This window comes from Polynucleobacter sp. AP-Feld-500C-C5 (assembly GCF_018882265.1).
Taxonomy (GTDB): Bacteria; Pseudomonadota; Gammaproteobacteria; order Burkholderiales; family Burkholderiaceae; genus Polynucleobacter.
In genome coordinates, this window is sequence record NZ_JACVOW010000021.1 from 193,998 (window position 1) to 214,105 (window position 20,108).

The 20,108-nt window shown below is 35.5% G+C and carries 20 protein-coding genes; 18 read left to right on the forward strand and 2 right to left on the reverse strand.

Going from position 1 to position 20,108, the window contains the following annotated elements; translation table 11 throughout:
- Positions 1 to 2 precede the first annotated feature (2 nt).
- The 14 genes from ICN21_RS06015 (at position 3) to wecB (ending at position 14,023) form a co-directional block, all read left to right on the forward strand.
- Complete coding sequence (locus tag ICN21_RS06015; RefSeq protein ID WP_216177530.1) at positions 3 to 914, forward strand: Gfo/Idh/MocA family protein; 912 nt, start codon at positions 3 to 5, stop codon at positions 912 to 914.
- Positions 915 to 950: 36 nt separating this feature from the next.
- Complete coding sequence (locus ICN21_RS06020; protein ID WP_216177532.1) at positions 951 to 1,823, forward strand: NAD(P)-dependent oxidoreductase; 873 nt, start codon at positions 951 to 953, stop codon at positions 1,821 to 1,823.
- Entirely contained in the window at positions 1,813 to 3,117 is a 1,305-nt protein-coding gene (locus ICN21_RS06025) for a nucleotide sugar dehydrogenase (protein WP_216177534.1), read from the forward strand. Before ICN21_RS06020 ends, ICN21_RS06025 begins: the two co-directional genes overlap by 11 nt.
- Positions 3,118 to 3,179: 62 nt before the next feature.
- A complete protein-coding gene (locus tag ICN21_RS06030; RefSeq protein ID WP_216177536.1) occupies positions 3,180 to 3,830 on the forward strand; it encodes a class I SAM-dependent methyltransferase in 651 nt (216 codons plus the stop codon).
- A 57-nt stretch (positions 3,831 to 3,887) separates the two neighbouring features.
- The gene (locus ICN21_RS06035; RefSeq protein ID WP_370624065.1) at positions 3,888 to 4,676 is read left to right on the forward strand and encodes a transketolase; all 789 of its coding nucleotides are present in this window, start codon (positions 3,888 to 3,890) and stop codon (positions 4,674 to 4,676) included.
- Positions 4,666 to 5,583, forward strand: coding sequence for a transketolase family protein (locus tag ICN21_RS06040; protein WP_216177540.1), 918 nt, complete (start codon positions 4,666 to 4,668; stop codon positions 5,581 to 5,583). Before ICN21_RS06035 ends, ICN21_RS06040 begins: the two co-directional genes overlap by 11 nt.
- Positions 5,584 to 5,601: 18 nt before the next feature.
- Complete coding sequence (locus tag ICN21_RS06045; RefSeq protein WP_216177542.1) at positions 5,602 to 6,807, forward strand: DegT/DnrJ/EryC1/StrS family aminotransferase; 1,206 nt, start codon at positions 5,602 to 5,604, stop codon at positions 6,805 to 6,807.
- On the forward strand, positions 6,800 to 7,564 hold the full coding sequence (locus ICN21_RS06050) for a formyltransferase family protein (protein ID WP_216177544.1): 765 nt from the start codon (positions 6,800 to 6,802) through the stop codon (positions 7,562 to 7,564). The genes ICN21_RS06045 and ICN21_RS06050 overlap by 8 nt, the downstream gene beginning before the upstream one ends.
- 2 nt (positions 7,565 to 7,566) lie before the next feature.
- Positions 7,567 to 8,247: a class I SAM-dependent methyltransferase gene (locus ICN21_RS06055; RefSeq protein WP_216177546.1), complete on the forward strand. Its 681-nt coding sequence runs from the start codon at positions 7,567 to 7,569 to the stop codon at positions 8,245 to 8,247.
- Positions 8,234 to 9,007, forward strand: a complete 774-nt coding sequence (locus ICN21_RS06060) for a hypothetical protein (protein ID WP_216177548.1) — start codon at positions 8,234 to 8,236, stop codon at positions 9,005 to 9,007. Before ICN21_RS06055 ends, ICN21_RS06060 begins: the two co-directional genes overlap by 14 nt.
- A 5-nt stretch (positions 9,008 to 9,012) precedes the next feature.
- Positions 9,013 to 10,068, forward strand: coding sequence for a TIGR04372 family glycosyltransferase (locus ICN21_RS06065; protein ID WP_216177550.1), 1,056 nt, complete (start codon positions 9,013 to 9,015; stop codon positions 10,066 to 10,068).
- Positions 10,069 to 10,099: 31 nt separating this feature from the next.
- Positions 10,100 to 11,062 (forward strand): hypothetical protein, encoded by a 963-nt coding sequence (locus ICN21_RS06070; protein ID WP_216177552.1) that lies wholly within the window; start codon positions 10,100 to 10,102, stop codon positions 11,060 to 11,062.
- A 5-nt stretch (positions 11,063 to 11,067) separates the two neighbouring features.
- Positions 11,068 to 12,840 carry an ABC transporter ATP-binding protein gene (locus ICN21_RS06075; protein WP_216177554.1) on the forward strand — a complete coding sequence of 591 codons (1,773 nt, stop codon included), beginning with the start codon at positions 11,068 to 11,070 and terminating at the stop codon, positions 12,838 to 12,840.
- Between the two features lie 76 nt (positions 12,841 to 12,916).
- Positions 12,917 to 14,023: a non-hydrolyzing UDP-N-acetylglucosamine 2-epimerase gene (gene wecB, locus ICN21_RS06080; protein ID WP_216177555.1), complete on the forward strand. Its 1,107-nt coding sequence runs from the start codon at positions 12,917 to 12,919 to the stop codon at positions 14,021 to 14,023.
- 80 nt (positions 14,024 to 14,103) lie between these two features.
- On the opposite strand, the gene wecC is transcribed toward wecB, so the two are convergent.
- Together wecC and ICN21_RS06090 are read right to left on the reverse strand one after the other, a co-directional pair.
- A complete protein-coding gene (gene wecC / locus ICN21_RS06085) occupies positions 14,104 to 15,420 on the reverse strand; it encodes a UDP-N-acetyl-D-mannosamine dehydrogenase (protein ID WP_216177556.1) in 1,317 nt (438 codons plus the stop codon).
- Positions 15,421 to 15,432: 12 nt separating this feature from the next.
- The gene (locus tag ICN21_RS06090; protein ID WP_216177558.1) at positions 15,433 to 16,413 is read right to left on the reverse strand and encodes an NAD-dependent epimerase/dehydratase family protein; all 981 of its coding nucleotides are present in this window, start codon (positions 16,411 to 16,413) and stop codon (positions 15,433 to 15,435) included.
- An 11-nt stretch (positions 16,414 to 16,424) separates the two neighbouring features.
- On the opposite strand from ICN21_RS06090, the gene ICN21_RS06095 reads away from it, so the two are divergent.
- The 4 genes from ICN21_RS06095 to ICN21_RS06110 are packed head-to-tail and all read left to right on the forward strand — an operon-like array spanning position 16,425 to position 20,108.
- On the forward strand, positions 16,425 to 17,435 hold the full coding sequence (locus tag ICN21_RS06095; RefSeq protein ID WP_216177560.1) for a hypothetical protein: 1,011 nt from the start codon (positions 16,425 to 16,427) through the stop codon (positions 17,433 to 17,435).
- A 21-nt stretch (positions 17,436 to 17,456) separates the two neighbouring features.
- Positions 17,457 to 18,521 carry a Gfo/Idh/MocA family protein gene (locus tag ICN21_RS06100; RefSeq protein ID WP_216177561.1) on the forward strand — a complete coding sequence of 355 codons (1,065 nt, stop codon included), beginning with the start codon at positions 17,457 to 17,459 and terminating at the stop codon, positions 18,519 to 18,521.
- Positions 18,518 to 19,018: an acyltransferase gene (locus tag ICN21_RS06105; RefSeq protein ID WP_216177564.1), complete on the forward strand. Its 501-nt coding sequence runs from the start codon at positions 18,518 to 18,520 to the stop codon at positions 19,016 to 19,018. The genes ICN21_RS06100 and ICN21_RS06105 overlap by 4 nt, the downstream gene beginning before the upstream one ends.
- Positions 19,011 to 20,108, forward strand: a complete 1,098-nt coding sequence (locus ICN21_RS06110; RefSeq protein WP_216177566.1) for a DegT/DnrJ/EryC1/StrS aminotransferase family protein — start codon at positions 19,011 to 19,013, stop codon at positions 20,106 to 20,108. The genes ICN21_RS06105 and ICN21_RS06110 overlap by 8 nt, the downstream gene beginning before the upstream one ends.

Sequence of the window (20,108 nt, forward strand, 5' to 3'; positions counted from 1 at the left end):
TCATGAAAGTATTAATAGTTGGCCTGGGTATTCAAGGTCGTAAGCGATTATCCGTAGCGGATAAAGATGTGGTTGCTACAGTAGATCCTCTTTCTTCCGATGCAACTTATCGCTATATAGAAGAAGTACCTCTAAATAGCTTTGATGCTGCTTTACTTTGCATTCCGGATGCTCCAAAAATTGAGATCATCACATATTTGTTAAAAAATTCTAAGCATGTCTTAGTGGAAAAGCCCTTATTCGCCGCACATACTTCCGAGCTTGAAAAGCTCAGGGATTTATCAGTATCTAACAAAGTAGCTTGTTATACAGCTTACAATCACCGCTTCGAGCCACATTTTGTTGGAATGAAGCAGTTAATTGATTCTGGCTCTTTGGGTAGAATTTATTCCGTAAAAATGTTTTATGGTAACGGTACGGCCAGGCTTGTACGCGATTCCGACTGGAGAGATCGTGGCGCCGGAGTTTTGCCTGATCTTGGCTCACATCTTTTAGATACTATGCTTTTTTGGCTTGGTAGTGGCACACGAAATTTTTCAATTCATTCATCAAATCGATTTGAAAATAGAGCGCCAGATCATGTTGTATTTGGATCGAACGGTACTCCTAATATTGATATGGAGGTAACATTATTATCCTGGAGAAACCATTTTTACACTGATATTTTTGCGGAAAATGGAACCGCTCATATTAGCTCACTTTGCAAGTGGGGCCCAAGTGAATTAATCATTCGCGAACGTCAACTACCTAGTGGTCGCCCCAATGAAAAAATTGTGACATTGGTTCAGTCAGACCCAACATGGGATCTTGAGTATGTTTATTTTAAAAATTTATGTGAAACGGGTAAAAATAATATAGGTAATGATATTTGGATCAATGAGGTGCTAACTAAATTAACCCCCTTGGCTATTTAAGTTAATAATTCGATACAGACTAAATCTGCAAATACCATGCTAATTGAAAATAATCCAGCTGATATGTATCTCGAGCGTGTCGTAGTTCTTGGCGCAAGCGGATTTATTGGTGGCGAGATAGTAAGTCAGCTTAATGAAAAAAAAATTCCTGTAGTGTCCATCGGTAAAAAAAATATTGATTTGCTTGATGATAATGCTAGCGATTTATTATTTGAATTATTAACTCCTAGCGATACTTTAATATTTACATCCGCATTGGCGCCTTGTAAAAATTTGATCATGCTACAAGATAATCTTAGGATGGTATCTGCAGTGTGTAAGGCCTTGCAAAAATGTTCGCTTGCTCACGTTATCTACATAAGTTCTGATGCTGTTTATAAGGATTCATCGACTCCGATTACTGAGACTTCATGTGCAGAACCTTCTTCACTTCATGGGGTAATGCACTTAGCTAGAGAAATTGCGCTTAAACAGCACTTTTCGGGACCTCTCACAGTTATTCGTCCTACTCTAGTCTATGGATTAAAAGATCCTCATAATGGCTATGGACCCAATAAGTTCAGGCGATTGGCTGCAAACGGCGAATCTATTACTTTGTTTGGTAATGGAGAAGAGCTTCGAGACCATGTTTATGTTGGCGATATTGCAGAATTAATTTGTCGAGCAGTATTTACGCGTATGGCGGGAACCTTCAACGCTGTTTCAGGCGATGCGGTTACTTTTCATCAATTAGCTCATTTTATAGCCGCCGAGCATTCCCTTGCGGCTCCAGTTATTTGTACTGAGCGTGTTGGTGATATGCCACATGGTGGCTATCGTATATTTGATAACAGTGCTGTGATTAAAGCATTTCCAGATTTTAAATTTAAGACTTGGCGTGAGGGAATGAGTCTTGTTAGTGGAAAATAATAATCAAACTATAAACCAGAAGAAGCTAATGGAACCTACAATAGCTTTTGTTGGCATGACTCATTTGGGATTAATTTCAGCGGTGGCGGCATCTGAGAAAGGTTTTCAGGTTCTATGTCTTGATCCTGACCAAAATTTAATTGATAGTCTCAAAAATACCGTCCCTTTCATATCCGAGCCTCAGTTGATTGAGTTGATGCATAAGAATCGAGAGCGTTTAACGTTTACCTCTGATTTCAAGATGCTACATAAATCTGCCGTTATTTATGTAGCTCCAGATGTATCCACGAATGATCAAGGTCAGAGTGATTTAAGTAATCTTAATAATTTATTAAATACTGTTCTCATTAGTAGTGCAAGGGATAATGTAATAGTAGTCCTATCACAGGTCCCACCTGGTTTCACTAGATCTAAGTTAACTAAAGATAGGTCAATTTTCTATCAGGTAGAAACTTTAATTTTTGGCCAAGCTATTAATCGGGCGTTATATCCCGAGCGGTACATTATTGGCTCTTTAAATCCCGCAGAAGAATTGCCAAAGCCTTACCGTCTTTTCTTGGAGTTGCATGATTGTCCTATTCTTGTCATGCGCTATGAGAGTGCTGAGTTGGCAAAAATATCAATAAATATGTGTTTAGTTTCTTCAGTTACTACTGCTAACACGTTAGCAGAATTATGCGAGGAAATTGGTGCTGATTGGTCAGAAATTGCACCTGCCTTAAGGTTAGATAAGCGAATAGGCCAATATGCTTATTTAAGCCCGGGTTTAGGTATTTCAGGCGGTAATTTAGAGAGAGATTTAGCGACTGTTGTTAATTATGCTGAACAATTTAGTACTGATTATGGCGTTATTAATGCTTGGATAAGTAACTCGAAAAGGCGTAAAAATTGGATTTGGAAAACTTTTCAAAAAGTCATTCATAAGAATGGGAATCCAAGCCTGATAGGAGTTCTGGGTTTAACTTACAAGGAAAATACACATTCTCTTAAAAATTCCCCTGCATTAGAATTTTTATCTCATGTCTCAAGTTGCAATATTGTCGCTTACGATCCAAAGGCCGCAATGGAGGCTACGCCAAATTATGTTAAACGCGCACAATCCATACATGAGGCTTTAAGTGGGGTTGAAATTTTAGTTGTTTCAACGGCTTGGCCTGAGTTTGGCGCTATAACCGTATCAATGCTTTTGCAGTATATGGCAGGTAGGGTTGTGATAGACCCTTATGGAATCTTTAATAAGAATCTATTGATTGAAAATGGGTTTACTTATCATACTTTAGGTGCTTCATTTTAATCTTTAGTTATATAATTTATTCATATAAATAATAAAAATACCATTAAATATCAAAATTTTATATGGCCAAACTAAATTTACTAAATTCAATACCTAAAAGTAGTCGAAATATTGAAGCGAGACTAACTGCCAAAACGGATGAGCATATTCGTATTTCACGACAATATGGAGAGTTATATTTTGATGGACCGAGAGAATATGGCTATGGTGGGTATTATTATGATGGGCGTTGGAAGAGTGTTGCTCAAAATTTGGTAGCTCATTTCGGACTAAGGCCTGGTGATAAGCTCCTTGATGTAGGATGCGCAAAAGGTTTTTTAGTAAAGGATTTACTAAGTTTAGGAATTGATGCTTACGGTTTAGATGTATCTAACTATGCTATAAATAATTGTGAAAAAGAAGTCATCGGACGATTGCATTTGGGTAGTGCCGAAGCTTTGCCTTTCCCAAGCAACAGTTTTAATGCCGTGATATCTATTAATACCTTACATAATTTACCTTATGAACTATGTTTAAAGGCAGTTTCTGAATTACAGCGGCTTGCACCAGGAAAAACATTTATACAGGTAGATTCCTACTACACACCTGAACAAAAAATAAATTTTGAAAAATGGGTCTTGACCGCAAAATACCATGATTATCCTGACGGGTGGGAACTTCTGTTTGCCAAGGCTGGCTATACTGGAGATTGGTTTTGGACCATCATTGAATAGGCAAGAGCTAGACTTTGGGCCAATCGCATTACATTTATTGCAACGGGGAGATTAATTATTAATTATAAAGTCAATTCGAAACAAAGAAGCAAAGAATACCGGGTTCGTATTCTTGAGATTTCACAAAAAGTACCCGCTCTTCATATTGCCGGAGCTTTTTCTTGCCTAGAAATAGTCGATGCTATTTATTTTAACTTTGTTCGAGGAGATGACTCATTTATTTTGTCTAAAGGTCATGGAGCAATAGCTCAATATGTTGTATTGGAGAAACTTGGAATTTTGAGATCTGACGATCTAGACAAATATTGTACAAATGAAGGCCTTCTTGGTTGCCATCCAGATAGGGGGAATCCTGGAATCATTGCTTCAACAGGATCATTGGGTCACGGAATCGGTTTAGCTGTTGGGATTGCCGCTGGAAAAAAAATTAAAAATAATGCTGGCAACGTATACGTAGTTCTTAGTGATGGCGAATTGCAAGAGGGCTCCACTTGGGAAAATCTTATGATGGCAGCTAATTTAAATCTCAATAACCTAATTATATTCGTTGACCATAATGGATTTCAATCTTTTGGTAAAACCGCTGATACGCATCCAAGTTTCTATCCAATAAATACAAAATTTGAATCTTTTGGTTGGGAGGTTGCGGAAACATATGGTCACGATCAACAAAAAATTTCCGACGCAGTTAAAAATAGGCAGCTAAAAAAGCCATTTGTATTAATTTGTAACACTACAAAAGGTAAGGGGGTTTCTTATATGGAAAATGCGCCGATATGGCATTACAGGTCACCTAATGCTGGTGAACTTGCACTAGCCTTGAAAGAGGTGATGGATGAGGAATAAGTTTGCAGATACGTTGTATGAGATTTCAAAAACCAACGAAAAGATTTGCGCATTAGTTGCAGATATAAGTCCAGCTGGTTCCATGGAAAATTTTAGAAATGATTACCCAGCGAGATTTATAAATACCGGTGTGGCAGAACAATCGATGATTGGTATTGCAGCTGGATTGGCGATTGAAGGTTTTCGTCCATTTTGCTATACGATCGCCACATTTGCACTATATAGACCATTTGAATTTATTAGGGTTGATCTTGCTTATCAAAACTTACCCGTTACAGTAATTGGAATGGGTGCTGGATTGATATATTCAACATTAGGCAGCACTCATCACACAATTGAGGACATTGCAATTGCAAGTTGCATACCCAATATGACGGTTTTAGCTCCATGCGATCCTGATGAGATGAGGTATGCAACACAATGGTGTGCTGAAGCTAGTACGGGTCCCACCTACATGAGGCTCGGAAAAGCGGGTGAACCAGTGCTCACTAGCAATGCTCCAGAATCCTTTGAAGTTGGGAAAGTAAGGTGTATAAAAAAAGGAAAGAAAGTTGCTATAGTTTCTTATGGGTCGATAATGTCTCTAGTAATGAATGCTGCTGATTCTTTACTGTCCAAGGGGTTGGAGGTGTCAGTTTATTCAATGCATACAATCAAGCCATTCGATGCCATCGGAGTCCTAAAGATTCTTAATAGTCATGAGCATGTGATAATCGTTGAGGAGCATGTGAAGGCGGGTGGTTTAGGAGTTCAAATAAAATCTTTAGCATATGATGCAAAGAAGAGTGTAATCATTTCACATTTTCATCTGAAGGATGAATTTATACATTCATACGGAACCTACGAACATCTATTAAGATTGCATGGTATTTCTGAGGAAGATATTGTTTCCAAGGTAGCCGGTTAAAATTACATTTCAAATTTCATGAATAAGTTAGCGTTTTACGGCGGTAGGGCAACTAGACAAAACCCAATGCCCATAAGAAAATCATTGGGTCCGCTAGAAAGGGCGCTCATAGATGAGTGTCTAAACTATTACCAAGACATTGGGCAAGATCCCTGCTACGAAGGGGAATATGAAAAAAGGTATAGTCGAGATTTTGTAAATTTCATGGGCGGTGATGGATATGCAGATGCTGTATCTTCTGGAACTGCTGCGCTCTATATAGCAATCTCTGCATTGCAATTGCCCAAGGGATCATGTGTACTGGTATCACCAATTACTGATCCTGGGACTATAAACGCCATCATTCTTAATGGCTTAATACCTAAGCTAATTGATAGTAGGCCCGGCTCATATAACTCATGCATTGAGCAGGTCGCTGCGAGATATGACGGTAAAGTTAAGGCAATAATTATTGTGCATTCAATCGGAGAGCCATCTGAAGTTGATAAGATAGTCGACTGGGCTAAATCAGTTAATGTTCCTGTCATAGAGGATTGCTCGCAGTCTCATGGTGCGCTTGTAAATGGTAGGCAAGTAGGAAGTTTTGGGGATATAGCAGCTTTCTCGACTATGTATAGAAAGGGCCACACAACAGGGCCTTGCGGTGGTATTGTCTATACTAAGAGACTAGATTTATATAATCTAGCATGTGCATATGCTGACAGAGGTAAACCTAGGTGGAGGGAAGACTTTAATGATCGCGATCCATCTGGATATCTATTCCCAGCATTAAACTTTCATTCAAATGAAATTGCATGTGCCATTGGAATTGCCTCGCTCAAAAGGTTAAATGAAGTTAATTTTATGCGCAGAGAGTTCATATACCAGTTGAGGGATCGTCTATCAAATTCTCAGATGTTTTCTTCATACAATATTGATGATAATTTTGCACCATTTATATTTCCAATTATATGTAGAAGTGAGAATAGCGAAAAAAAAATAAAAATTGCAAATTATGTACTTTGCGAAGGTATCCCTTTAAATCCACATTATAAATATTTTGTACAGGAATGGCCCTGGGTAAAAGACTATTTGAATGATGACTTTGAGCCAACGAATGCAAAAAAAATTAGAGATAGTTCATTCTGTATATATTTAAATGAAAACTATGGATTGAAAGAGGCTGATGATATTGCAAAAGCGCTATATAAGGTTGAACATCATTTAAAAAAAATGAATGAATAAAAAAGTCTACTTATTTAGTTACGAGGTACCCCACGTAAAAACCATAGATTTAGCTAAAAAACTGATTTTTAAGGGGTATTCTGTTACTGTAATGGGGTTCCCATTTAAAAGAAAATTCAAAAATAAAATAGAAACATTTGAGGAAAGGCCTCACCAGTTGCTTGAAGGAGATCTTTATTCAACTTGCAAGGAAATTGGAGCTGATCTCATTAAAATTTCTTCATGGGAAATGAACGATACGCTAAATTCATTGCCTAAAAATACTAATGATACGATTTACATTACATGTATATCAAAAATAATTCCTAAAGAAATTATTGATGGTCGAATAATACTGAATGCTCATCCCGGACTATTACCCGAAAATAGAGGGTTAGATGCTTTTAAGTGGAGCATTATCAAGGCTATGGGTGTTGGAGTAACAGTTCATGCAATCAATCATGAAATAGATGCAGGAATAATTCTTGCTAGAGTAAGAACACCTATTTTAGAGGGGGATACTTTATTTGATGTGGCTGCAAGAAATTATCAACTGGAAAATTTTATGTTGGAAAATTTTGAGTTGTATATAGATAATTTGCATTCCAAAACAAAAGTCGATGTAGACAAATACAGCCTAAGCAAAAATCTGATAGCTAATATAGATTTAGAGAATATCAACAACATATTTATTGATCAAAAGAAAAACTTAATAAAAATTAGTAAATTAAAAGTTATATCTTTGGTAGACTATGAGTTTGAAACTTTTTTTAATTAATTATGAATTTTAAAAATAAAAACTACCAATCAATATATGAAAGCCCAAGGCTTGAAATGGGGATGATAGCAGGATTTGATTATTTAAATGATCCTAAACACATGCTGTTTACCTTATCAAGGTATAAATTTATATCAAAAATGCTAACAGGTAAAAATGAAGTATTGGAGATTGGGTGTGGCGATGGTTTTTATTCGCCAATCATTGCTTCGGTTGTGGGTCATTTAGATGCTATTGATATAGATACTACCTTTATCGATAATGCAAAAAATAAAAATCCTTATAAAGAAAAAATAAATTTTTTGAATGCAAACATATTAAATGAAAAGCCAGTGAAAGAATATTCGGCTGTGTTTGCAGTAGATTTATTTGAGAAAATTGATCCTAAGAATGCTGACCAATTTATGAGTTACATAAATAGATCGTTAGCCGATTCCGGAGTATGTATACTTGGTATACCATCGCTGGAATCACAAAAATATGCATCTAAGCTAAGTAAGGATGGGCATATAAACTGTCTTAGTGGGGATAGTTTTAAGGAATTCTTGCTGGGGTATTATCAAAATGTATTTATGTTTTCAATGAATGATGAAGTAGTTCACACGGGATATTTCCCAATGGCCCATTATCTAATTGCAGTTTGTGTCACAAAAATAAACGGAGCTTGTAATGAAAGAATTTGAAAAGCATTTTAATTCTGATTTAAGGAATTTTAGGGAGCAAGAGGTTGCGATATTATCGGATTACATTGAGCAATATAAGGACGCTGCAAATTTTGATCCTGCAATGGCAATGTACAACTGGCCGAGGTATGTAAGGACTAATGAATTTACTAGAGTGCTCACATTTATTCATATATATAATTTGATTAAAGAAATACAGGGTTCAATATTGCAGATTGGTGTACTTGAGGGCAATACAATGTTTAGCTTTGCCCATCTTCAAGAAAATTATGAACCGAGAAATTACATTTCTAAAATCTATGGATTTGATACTTATGGTGTAGATGACTATAAAGACGTATCAGAACTGGATGGTGAGTATTTAAACTCAAGTATCAAAACTATTCCGAAGGTCTCATCTTTAAAAAATCTGGAGAGGTCTGTCGAATTGTTTAATAAAAGTCGATTGTTTAACCAGTTTAATACTATTGAGCTGATTAGTGGAAACGCTATTGAAACAGTTCCAAAATTTCTCAAGGATAATCCAGGTACGCCAGTAAGATTGCTCAACATGCAAATCAGTTTGTATGAAGTAGAAAAAATCGTATTAAAAGAAGTTTGGCCAAGAATGCCTAAGGGAGCGGTAGTTCATTTTGCAAGCCTTGGATATGAGGGTAGTCCGGGTGTAGGTAAGTTTGTGGATGATGTTTTGGGTATTGGTAATGTCAGAATTCAGAGATTCCCATTTGCAACAAAAGCAAGTTATATAGTCAAGGAATAGTAATTTTGAAGTTTGGGCTTGTTAGAGAGAGTATAGGCCATGTTATATTAAATCCTTGGCTGTACTTTAATATCGACAAGCCCATTTCAACTGTAATTCTGTTTTACAATCGAAAAAAATGTCATAGTGAACCAGCTCTGTTGACTATGGTTAATGAGCTGAAGAAAAAATATAAAATAATTCTAATTAATAGTAGGGTGTTATCTAGTATTTTTTATAGAATTTCTCACTCAAGATTTATGCCGCGTTTTTTATTGGATCGATATTTAGCCAATACCTATTCCATTCATCATAGTAATGAGTTTAAAGAATATGGTACTCGATATAGAATGTGGTATGAAAATTTCCCTGTACCAAATTGTGATGCCATTCCCCAGCATCAGGAAGCATTTGTGCAGTGGGCCCATGAAAACAATTTAAAAAAACCATATGTTTGTGTATTCTCAAGAGATAGCGAATATCATGGCGATAAAGTAGTTGATACTTATAGAAATTCTGATTTTAAGACACTTCTGCCGTCAATTGAATACTTAGTAGAAATGGGCTATCAAGTTGTTAGGGTAGGAAGAAATCACGTTGAAGATGAAATTGAATTGCCGGCTGGTTCATATATCGATTTTGATGACACTAATACAGAAGATAAGAGTATAGATTTGATGTTAATAAAAAATTGTGAGTTTTTATTAACATCAAATTCTGGAATAATTTGCGTTGGACTTATGTTTAACAAAAAAATTCTTATACATAATTGGTTCCCAATAGGAATAAAACCTCAATTTTCTCAGGGAATTTATATACTTAAAAAATATTGTGAAAATGGAAAAATTATTCCTTTTAAAAAAATACCCAAAGGAATGCTTTTGGAGGAGAATGGGGCTATATTGCGTTCCAATGGACTAGAGGTTGTTGATAATACCTCAGATGAGATTTTAGAATTAGTTTCATCGCAAGTAATTAGTGACCATTCTAATGCAATAGATATTAGAGCGCCCTTTATTGTATATGGAGGCTATTCAAAATTATCTAAAACTTGGTATGAAAATAATCAAAATATTTTTTGAATTATTATCCTAGGTTAATAATAGGCATATTATGAAAATTTTAAGTTATTCTATATTTGGTAGAGAGTTAATTTATCAAAAAGGATTGCTTGCTAATATTGAAATTGCAAAGAATTTACTGCCCGAATGGATTGTACGCGTCTATTGTGCAGACTACTTGCCAAAAGAATTTCAAGAAAAGCTTCGATCTTCTATTAATGTAGATTTGGTAATACTAAAAGAAGAATATCCATACCAAGGAATTCTATGGAGAATGCTCCCTATGATGGAAGGTCACGATGCAGTGATTATTAGAGATTGTGATACTAGAATATTTGCTCGAGATATTTCGCTAATTAACGATTGGATGACTAGCGGATTTAAGTATCATATTTGTAGAGATAATCCAGGCTCAAGACATGTAATTTTAGGGGGATTATGGGGCGCACGTAATGCTAATTTACAAATAACAAAATTATGGGATAGGTGGAGAAAGAAACAAGGCCTATCAAAATTTTTGTGGGACATAGGGTTCTTGAAAGAGCACATCTACCCTAGAATTCGGAATCAAGTCCTTATCTATACTGAACATGTAGTATATGAAGGCGAAAGAAATATTAGAAGAATTCCAGGAGAGCGCGGAATCTATAACAACAAATTAATTTGCTTGGGTATGTATGCGGAGGAGGACATATCCGATGAAGATGATGCATTAGGGCATGAATTTCATAACTCAAGAATCGGAATGAGTTACAACGACAGTAGAAAGTTACTAATTTCTGAGGATAATGGAGCAATTGATAATCGATTATTAGTTCTTGTTCCTAGATTTAAATATGTTAATAATATTATTAATAACATATTTATTTTTAACTATCTGCTTATTGGTGTTTTGGGGCGAGATAATGCAATCACTGCTTGGACTAAGGGTTTTATACTATACAGAATTTCATCAGCTTTAAGGATCTTTAAAATTAAATCTTCATTTAAATATCCTGATAATTTATTTTTATAAAACTCATGAAGACTTCGCTTTGGAAAATCCTTTTAGGGCTATGGAAATTTATTGATAAGAAATACAAAAAATATACTTTTATAGTTATATTCCTTATGGTGTTTACAGCCCTTGCAGAGGCAATTAGTGTCAGTTCTGTAATTCCATTTATGGCCTTAATAAGTCAGCCTGATAAAGTAATAAATAACTTAATGATCGCAGAGTTATTTTCTTTATTGAATTTAAATTTAAGTTTGGTGAATGTTGCTGCAGTTTTGACATTAATATTTGTGATGGCTGTTATTTTGGCTGCCGCACTAAGGCTGGTATTGTTATGGGCAGTGATAAGTCTTTCTTTTAGGGTTGGTTCAGGGCTGAGCCTAAAAATGTTTGAGAATGCATTATTTTTAGATTACGAGGAACATAAATTAGACAACTCTAGTAGGTTGATATCTGGAATTACAGCAAAAATCGATTGTGTAATAACTGGAGCATTTATGCCTTGTATGGCCTTAGTAAGCTCCACTGCAATATTAATTGCAATCCTTGGATCTCTGTTATATGTCAATCCAATATTGACATTATTTATTTTCACTTCAACAATTTCTCTTTATATTACGATCATATCTATTGTTAAGAATAAAACTCAAGATTGCAGTCTAGAAATTGCAAAAAACAGCACGAAGACATTAAAAATAATACAAGAGGGGCTTGGGGGTATTAGGGATGTACTAATGGGGGGATATCAGCGCTACTACATTTCTTCTTATAGAAGTGCGGATCTCTCTCTCAAGCAAGCTCAAGGTAGTAACAATTTTATTGGGCAAAGCCCGCGATATTTAATAGAGTCGATTGCCACAGTTGGCATTGCGATTGCAGTGTTTTTTGCCAACTCAAGAAGTAATAATTTATCTAATATACTTCCACTTCTTGGAGCAATTGCTTTTGCTATTCAGAAATTAATGCCTGTTTTTCAGCAAGGCTACCAAGCATACATAAATCTGCATGCCAACATAACATCATTGCAAGAGGCATTAATTTTATTAAATAGAAATACAAATCATCATAGAATTGAAAATTGCCTATCTTCAGTAAAATTTGAGGATGCGATCAAATTTATTAATTTATCTTTTCACTATAAAAATTCAGACCAGTTAATTCTTCATGACATAAATTTACGCATACCAATGGGTGCTAGAGTTGGCGTGATTGGTCCTTCCGGAAGCGGTAAAAGTACTTTTTTAGATTTATTAATGGGGTTACTGACCCCTACCGTCGGAGAAATAGTGGTAGGCAATAATGCACTAGACAAAAATAACACTATATCTTGGCAAAAAAATATCTCTCATGTTCCTCAGAGCGTTTTTTTAATAGATGGAACAATTGCTGAAAATATAGCACTCGGAATCCCTAAAGAGAAAATTGACTACACTCTTCTTTTGCATTCAATTGAATTGTCGAAATTAACAGACTTGGTAGCAAATTATGAAAAAGGTGTTGATCAAGTTATTGGTGAGGGCGGAGGTAGGTTGTCTGGTGGGCAGAGGCAAAGAATTGGAATTGCAAGGGCCCTGTATAAAAAATCTCAGCTCTTGATAATGGATGAAGCAACAAGCTCTCTAGACGTTCATACGGAAAATTTAATTATGGAATCAATATATGGGTTGAATAAGAATATAACTATATTTATAGCTTCTCATCGACTCTCCATTCTTTCAAATTGTGATTATATCTTAGAGGTTATCGACGGTAAGGTTACCTTAATGTTAAAGGAAAAATGGAGTCGTTCACTAACATAGTAACTTTAAATGCCCAATGATTGGTTCGAAATTTTTTCGCTACTAATAAGTTTAATATTTTCCATGAAATAAAAAATTGAAAAAAAATAAAATTATTTGTGTAGTTGGCACAAGACCAGAGGCGATTAAAATGGCGCCCATCATTCTTGGATTGAAAAGTTCTCCGTTTTTTGAGGTAATAGTAGTTGCAACTGCTCAGCATCGTGAGCTGCTTGATGGAGTTTTTCGAGATTTTGCAATTTTAGCTGACATAGATTTAAATCTAATGAGGCCAAATCAGGATTTGGTTGAATTAAATGCACATCTATTATTAGAGCTTAGTAAAGTTTTTGAATCAGTGCGGCCTGATGCGGTATTGGCTCAGGGGGATACTACTACGGTATTTGCAGCGTCACTTGTATGTTTCTATAAAAAAATACCATTCGGGCATGTTGAAGCGGGCTTACGAACTGGAAATTTTCTAAGCCCATTTCCGGAGGAAATGAACCGAGTATTTACATCTAAAATATCTAAATGGCATTTTGCGCCTACACAAAGTGCATGCAATAATTTAATTTCAGAAGGAGTATTGGCGCAAGATATTTTCATCGTAGGTAATTCAGTAATCGACTCCCTCTTAATTAAATCTCGAAATAAAATTGAGTTGGACTCAATTAATCTTGATCCAAATAAAAAATTAATTTTAGTTACTGTGCATCGTAGGGAGAATTTTGGAGAGCCATTAGTTTCTATCTGTAACGCAATAAATGAAATTGTTGGCAGTAATGATAATGTACAAGTACTAATTTCAGTTCACCCAAACCCAAATACAAAAAACACAATACAAACTTACTGTAGTAATTCACAAAGAATAATTCTATCTGACCCTTTGGAATATAGTCAGTTTGTGGGGGTAATGAATAGGGCTCACATTATCCTTAGTGACTCAGGTGGAATACAAGAGGAGGCGCCCGCCTTGGGTAAACCTCTTCTTGTATTGAGGAAAGAGACGGAGCGTCCTGAATCCTTAAAATCTGGAACAGTTAAGTTAATCGGAACCGAAAAAAATGCAATTGTGACGGAAGTGAGTAAATTATTGAATGATCAGGATTACTATCTGTCATTAGCAAAAAAATCTTACCCCTATGGCGATGGAAACACATCGAAAGCAATTGTTGATATTTTGATCAATTATTTTCAATAATTAATTTATTGGTGGTGTAATAAAACTAAGTTATATGATGTATCAACGAGGTAAAGTTTCCAAAAAGTGCTATCAAATAATTAATGACGTTGAGATTTTTCATCATAAAAAGTTTTACTTAATAGAAAATTAGCGGGGTCAATTATGCATTTAGACTCTAAACTTTCTTTTGATATTTCATCGAGAAATAATTTATGGGGAACTAGCAAGACTAGAATGTCACAACTATTTAAGGCTTCTTCGAAATTTATTAGGTTGCTTGTAGAGCATAATTCGTCAGGCAATTTTGATACAAAAGGCTCGGCGATACTAATTTTTCCAGCAAAAATATTGCAAAGCTCTTTTGCAATTAGTACGGCTGGACTTTCCCTTAGATCATCAACATCTGGTTTGTAGCTTAAGCCTAAAATGCAGATCGAAATTTCTTTATGAGGAGATTTGGCGGCGAATGAATCGATGGCAGTACGTATTTTAGATGATATCCATTTCGGCCTGAGATCATTGGTTTTCCGCGCCGCTTGAATTATTGGAGTTTGATCTGGAAAATCTTTGACAATAAACCAGGGATCAACAGCAATGCAGTGACCTCCAACTCCAATACCGGGTTGCAAAATATTTACGCGTGGATGTAAATTTGATATGTGAATTAATTCGTTTGCATTTATGCCGTATTCAGAGGCTACTATCGATAATTCATTGGCAAAACCTATATTTACATCTCTGTAAGCATTTTCAGCTAATTTGCATAATTCTGCAGTTTTTGAATCGGTAGATATGCATCGACCCCTTACGAATAATTTATATAGGCTAGTGGCAATCTCTGCAGAGGCGGGGGTTATGCCTCCAATTATCCGATCATTGAAAACTAGCTCTTGAAATATATTTCCTGGAATAACTCTCTCAGGACAGTATGCAATGAAAATATCAGAGGCTTCAGAATGGCTATGAGGTAATTTCAAATCTGGCCTTAATTTTTCCAATTGCTTGGATATGAGGTCAGAGGTACCAACTGGAGAAGTTGATTCGAGAATTACTAAATCGCCCTTTTTCAATACGGGGGCAATTGAATTACATGCGGCATATATAAAACTAATGTCAGGCGAGGGGATTGAACTGGGGTTGCTTGAATCATATACAAATGGCGTCGGCACGGCAATAATAAAAGCATCGGATGATTCTGGCTTACTTCTTGGCACCAACAATTGCTTAGAAATGGCATGCTCAATTAGGTTTTCAATACCATATTCTTGAATTGGGGGCAGGCCCAAGCTCAGAGTATTTAAAATCGATTGATTGGTGTCTACACCAATTACTTTGAGTCCATTTTTTGCAAACAAAAGACTTGTAGGTAATCCTATGTATCCCAGTCCGATAACGCAAATTTGATTAAAGTTCATAACTTAGATGCCTTAATATAGATTGGTAGATTTGAACCAGTTAATAGTTTTGGCTAATCCTGCCTCAAATGAATGAGAGGGGGTGTAAGAAAATAAATCCTCAGCCATTTTGCATGATGGCAATCTCTGATGGATGTGATCCCATTGTCTACGAGGTAAGAATACATGGGGGGATTGGTTACAGGTTAGTTCGTTTATTAAATTTGCAAGATTAATTATTGAAACCTCATTGGAGGAGCCAATATTTAAGGTCTTAGATATTGATGCATCAGTGGCCGCAGATAATAACGTTCCATTACATATATCGGTAACATAGGTAAAGCATCGTTTATCAGATCCATCGCCATAAATTGGCAAAGGCTGCTTATTAAGCGCGAGTGAAATGAAATTGGGGATAACATTACGATAAGCTCCAGAATGCTCTCCAGGCCCATATGAATTGAAATATCTAAGAATAGTTGTGGGCATCTTGCAGAAATTTTGATAATAGTTTACGTAATATTCTGCTGTTAGTTTTGAGATAGAGTACGGGGTGCTTAAATCGATCGGAGTAAATTCATCGATAATAACGGATGCTTGTCCATAAACACAAGATGACGAAGTGTAGATAAATCTGCGAAGATTTTCATTCTTTTTTAAAAGCTCTAGTAGTTTAATTGTGCCCCCTATGTTGGTATTCATATCATCAAAAGGGTGATCAACCGAATTCTGATTTGCAAAATTTGCAGCCAAATGGAATACATAGGCTGGATTTTCAGACAGTGCAATATCTAAAGCGTCAACATTATTAATATCACCTTCAATAAAAGTAAGATTATTGCTTTTCATATCTAAGTTATCTTTTGAGCCTGAAGACAAATTATCAATAACAGTAACGTTCGCATTGTTATCAAGCAAAATTTTCACAAGATTGGAGCCAATTGCACCAGCACCTCCAGTGACTAAAATTTTTTGATTTGAATAATTGTTATAATAAGAATTGAATTTAATCATAAATAAAGCCTATGAATTTTTATAAGAAAAATAAATATGTAAATAAGGTGCATAACGCAAGGTTAAATTATTTTACTGCAAAATTATGTGCCAAAAAAGTTAATACATTTTTTATTATTAGTTTATTAAGAAAAAAAAATATTAGCTTAACTATTTGTGATCCATTACTTTGGGTGGATTTATTGGCCGCATTGATAATTGGTTTGATGGGGAATTTAAAATCATTAATGGTCATTGCCTTTGAAATGTATCATATTGACACTAAAGCCCTTAGAAGTGAGAGGTTAATTTACAGAAAAATGTATAAGAATTCCTTTTTCTCTATTTTAAAATTTGAGATTATGGGTCTGATTAAGGTCTTAAACTTATCTATAAAATTAAAGGTATTAAATTTAATCTCAATAATTTCTAATTTAATTATTGTTGTTCACTCTGAGCATAGAAAAAGATATTTAGAAGGTAGAAGCATTGGAAAAAAATCAACACTCAAATTTTATCGACATTTTCCTATGTCAACTAATAGAAATATGGATTTGAGGTCTGAAAATTTTCTGTTGCTGGCGGGACGGATAAATAACTTAGTTGATTTTGAAAAGGTGATTAAATTTTCCGTTGCAAATCAAGTTGATATCTATGTAATTGGAAGCGGTGCTGAGGAGTTACATAATTCATCACTCATTCTTCCGCCTAACGTAAAGCTATTGGGCTCAATGCCTAATGAAGAGGTATTGGGTTATGCTGAAAGATGCTTGGCGGGAATTGTGCTGTATGAAAATACTAGCGTTAACCAGAGTTTTTCGGCCTCCACTAAGTTATTTGAATTCTTATATTACGGAAAGCCTATCATCTGCTCAATGAATCCTGGACTCATTGAGGAATTGAAGTCGGGTAATGCGTGCTTTTGTTCTGTGGATGATTTGATTGGTATTACATCCTCATATTTTTTGCAGGGATCCTTAAATAAAATTAATAATAATTTTACTTTTGAAGGCGAAATAATCAGATATCTTAGTGTTTCGTAATATTTTAATAAGTGAGAGTTAATGATTAAATTTGGTCTTGTTGGGTGCGGGCGAATTGCTAAAAGACACGCAGATTTACTGTGTTCCGGTGCAATAAGCGGGGCAACACTGGTCGCTGTATGCGATATTAAACTTGATCGTGCAGAGTCATTTGGATCCAAATATGATGTCAGCTATTTTACTGATATGCATCAAATGGCTAAGAAAGCTGCCATTGATATATTTGTAGTTTTGACAGAAAGTGGCAATCATGCCGATCATGTAATCGAGTTGGCCGGTTATGGTAAGCATATCATCGTTGAAAAGCCCATGGCTCTTACATTGCCTGATGCTGATTCAATGATAAAAGCATGCGACCAGGCTGGAATTAAGCTATTTGTTGTAAAACAAAATCGATTCAATTTGCCCGTAATTAAGTTAAGACAAGCTATTGAAAATAATCGATTTGGAAGATTGACAATGGGAACTGTCAGGGTTCGATGGTGCAGGGATCACAATTATTACAGTCAAGATCCATGGAGAGGAACTTGGAAATTGGATGGGGGTGTTTTATCTAATCAAGCTAGTCATCATATTGATTTACTCGAGTGGATGATGGGCCCAGTTAAGTCCGTGTTTGCAAAAGGAATAACTGCGTTAGCCAACATAGAGTCTGAAGATACTGCCGTAGTTGTTTTAAATTTTGAATCTGGCGCAATTGGAATAATTGAGGCAACAACTGCAACAAGGCCTAATAATTTGGAGGGGTCCATTTCTATTCTTGGTGAGCATGGAACAGTTGAAATTTCAGGGTTTGCAGTAAATAAAATGAGTGTATGGCAGTTTACAAATTCTGAACCTGATGATTTTGATGTGGCTGAGAGGTATTCCACAAATCCACCCGATGTGTATGGTTTTGGCCACAAATCTTATTTACAAAATATTGTTGATAGTCTAAACAATAAAAATCTCTTTGAGGTGGTTGATGGAATTCAGGGTAGAAAAAGTGTTGAGTTGATTAATGCAATTTATGAATCAATCATTACAAATAAAGAAGTTGTGCTTGGAAAGCAAAACTACAATAATAAGCTAGGGGTAAAAAGATGATCCTAACAAACTCCTTATTTTTTTTTAGAAAAAAGCCAGTAAATAAGAATAGTGGTATAAAAAATGTTAAATTTGGGAAAAACTTAGTCGTTATAAATCCAAGCAACTTGTATGACTGTAACTTAGGGGATAATGTTTTTGTTGGTCCATTTGTTGAAATTCAAAAAGATGTCACTATCGGTGATGGAACTAAAATTCAATCTCATGCCTTTATATGTGAAATGGTGACAATTGGTAAGAATTGTTTTATTTCTCATGGAGTAATGTTTGTTAATGACTTATTCGCAGACGGTGGTCCAGCAGGGGGTGATAGGCTAAAATGGAAGGCAACAATACTGGGGGATAGGGTATCAGTAGGAACAAATTCAACAATACTGCCTGTTAAGATTTGTAGTGATGTGGTAATTGGAGCGGGTTCAGTTGTTACTAAAGATATTCTCAATCCAGGAATATATCTTGGTAATCCAGCTAAATATATAAGAGCAGTTAATGACTAAAAAAATAATACCCTTTGTTGATTTGTATGGTCAGTATATTTCAATAAAAGAAGAGATTGATGCGGCAATTCAAAATGTAATAAATTCATCGGCATTTATTAGAGGGTCCTTTGTAGAAAATTTTGAAAATGAATTTTCGAAGCTCCTTGGAATTAAGCACACAATTTCTTGCGGAAATGGAACTGATTCACTATATATTGCCATGAGGGCACTTGGTGTTATTCCTGGAGATGAGGTTATAGTCCCTGCACATTCATGGATATCGACCTCTGAAACAGTGACTCAGGCGGGTGGTAAAGTAGTTTTCTGCGATACAAATGCAGATACGTTTACTATTAATACAAAACTAATTGAGGCCAAAATAAGTGCTAATACAGTTGGCATTATTCCAGTGCATTTATATGGGCAACCAGCTGATATGGATGAAATTATGGCGATTGCTAAAAAACATAACTTATGGGTCCTCGAGGATTGCGCACAAGCGCATTTAGCAACCTACAAGGGGCAAAAAGTAGGCTCTATTGGCGACGCTGGATCTTTTTCTTTTTACCCAGGAAAAAATCTTGGCGCAATGGGCGATGCGGGTGCAATTATTACTAATGATGATAATTTAGCAACCCGGATGGCAATGTATTGTCGCCACGGAGGTTTAACAAAAGGGGAGCATCAAATTGAAGGTATAAATAGTAGGATGGATGGATTACAGGCGGCAATCTTATCTGTTAAGTTGCCTCACTTAGAAGGTTGGAATAAAAAACGGATTGTAGTTGCCGATTACTATGAAAAATATTTAGTAAATAAACAATTGGCCTTGCCATTTACGAAAGATGGCAGAACACATGTATGGCATTTATATGTAGTAAAAAGCAAAACTAGAGATTCATTACTAAAAAAGTTAAGGCGCAATGGGGTGATGGCATCGATTAATTATCCAATTGCACTTCCATTTTTACCAGCCTACAGTTACTTAAACAGTACTAAAGAAGATTTTCTGGAAAGCTATAAAAATCAATTGGAAATAATTTCCTTGCCAATTTATCCAGAACTCCTTGAAGAGGACGTAATTTATATTGCATCGCTGGTAGACTAA

What these genes read in the sequence shown, in the direction of transcription:
- ICN21_RS06015 (WP_216177530.1), top strand. Translation starts at nt 3, where the DNA reads ATGAAAGTATTAATAGTTGGCCTGGGTATTCAAGGTCGTAAGCGATTA.
- ICN21_RS06020 (WP_216177532.1), top strand. Translation starts at nt 951, where the DNA reads ATGCTAATTGAAAATAATCCAGCTGATATGTATCTCGAGCGTGTCGTA.
- ICN21_RS06030 (WP_216177536.1), top strand. Translation starts at nt 3,180, where the DNA reads ATGGCCAAACTAAATTTACTAAATTCAATACCTAAAAGTAGTCGAAAT.
- ICN21_RS06040 (WP_216177540.1), top strand. Translation starts at nt 4,666, where the DNA reads ATGAGGAATAAGTTTGCAGATACGTTGTATGAGATTTCAAAAACCAAC.
- ICN21_RS06045 (WP_216177542.1), top strand. Translation starts at nt 5,602, where the DNA reads ATGAATAAGTTAGCGTTTTACGGCGGTAGGGCAACTAGACAAAACCCA.
- ICN21_RS06050 (WP_216177544.1), top strand. Translation starts at nt 6,800, where the DNA reads ATGAATAAAAAAGTCTACTTATTTAGTTACGAGGTACCCCACGTAAAA.
- ICN21_RS06055 (WP_216177546.1), top strand. Translation starts at nt 7,567, where the DNA reads ATGAATTTTAAAAATAAAAACTACCAATCAATATATGAAAGCCCAAGG.
- ICN21_RS06060 (WP_216177548.1), top strand. Translation starts at nt 8,234, where the DNA reads ATGAAAGAATTTGAAAAGCATTTTAATTCTGATTTAAGGAATTTTAGG.
- ICN21_RS06070 (WP_216177552.1), top strand. Translation starts at nt 10,100, where the DNA reads ATGAAAATTTTAAGTTATTCTATATTTGGTAGAGAGTTAATTTATCAA.
- ICN21_RS06075 (WP_216177554.1), top strand. Translation starts at nt 11,068, where the DNA reads ATGAAGACTTCGCTTTGGAAAATCCTTTTAGGGCTATGGAAATTTATT.
- wecC (WP_216177556.1), bottom strand. Translation starts at nt 15,420, where the DNA reads ATGAACTTTAATCAAATTTGCGTTATCGGACTGGGATACATAGGATTA.
- ICN21_RS06090 (WP_216177558.1), bottom strand. Translation starts at nt 16,413, where the DNA reads ATGATTAAATTCAATTCTTATTATAACAATTATTCAAATCAAAAAATT.
- ICN21_RS06095 (WP_216177560.1), top strand. Translation starts at nt 16,425, where the DNA reads ATGAATTTTTATAAGAAAAATAAATATGTAAATAAGGTGCATAACGCA.
- ICN21_RS06100 (WP_216177561.1), top strand. Translation starts at nt 17,457, where the DNA reads ATGATTAAATTTGGTCTTGTTGGGTGCGGGCGAATTGCTAAAAGACAC.
- ICN21_RS06105 (WP_216177564.1), top strand. Translation starts at nt 18,518, where the DNA reads ATGATCCTAACAAACTCCTTATTTTTTTTTAGAAAAAAGCCAGTAAAT.
- ICN21_RS06110 (WP_216177566.1), top strand. Translation starts at nt 19,011, where the DNA reads ATGACTAAAAAAATAATACCCTTTGTTGATTTGTATGGTCAGTATATT.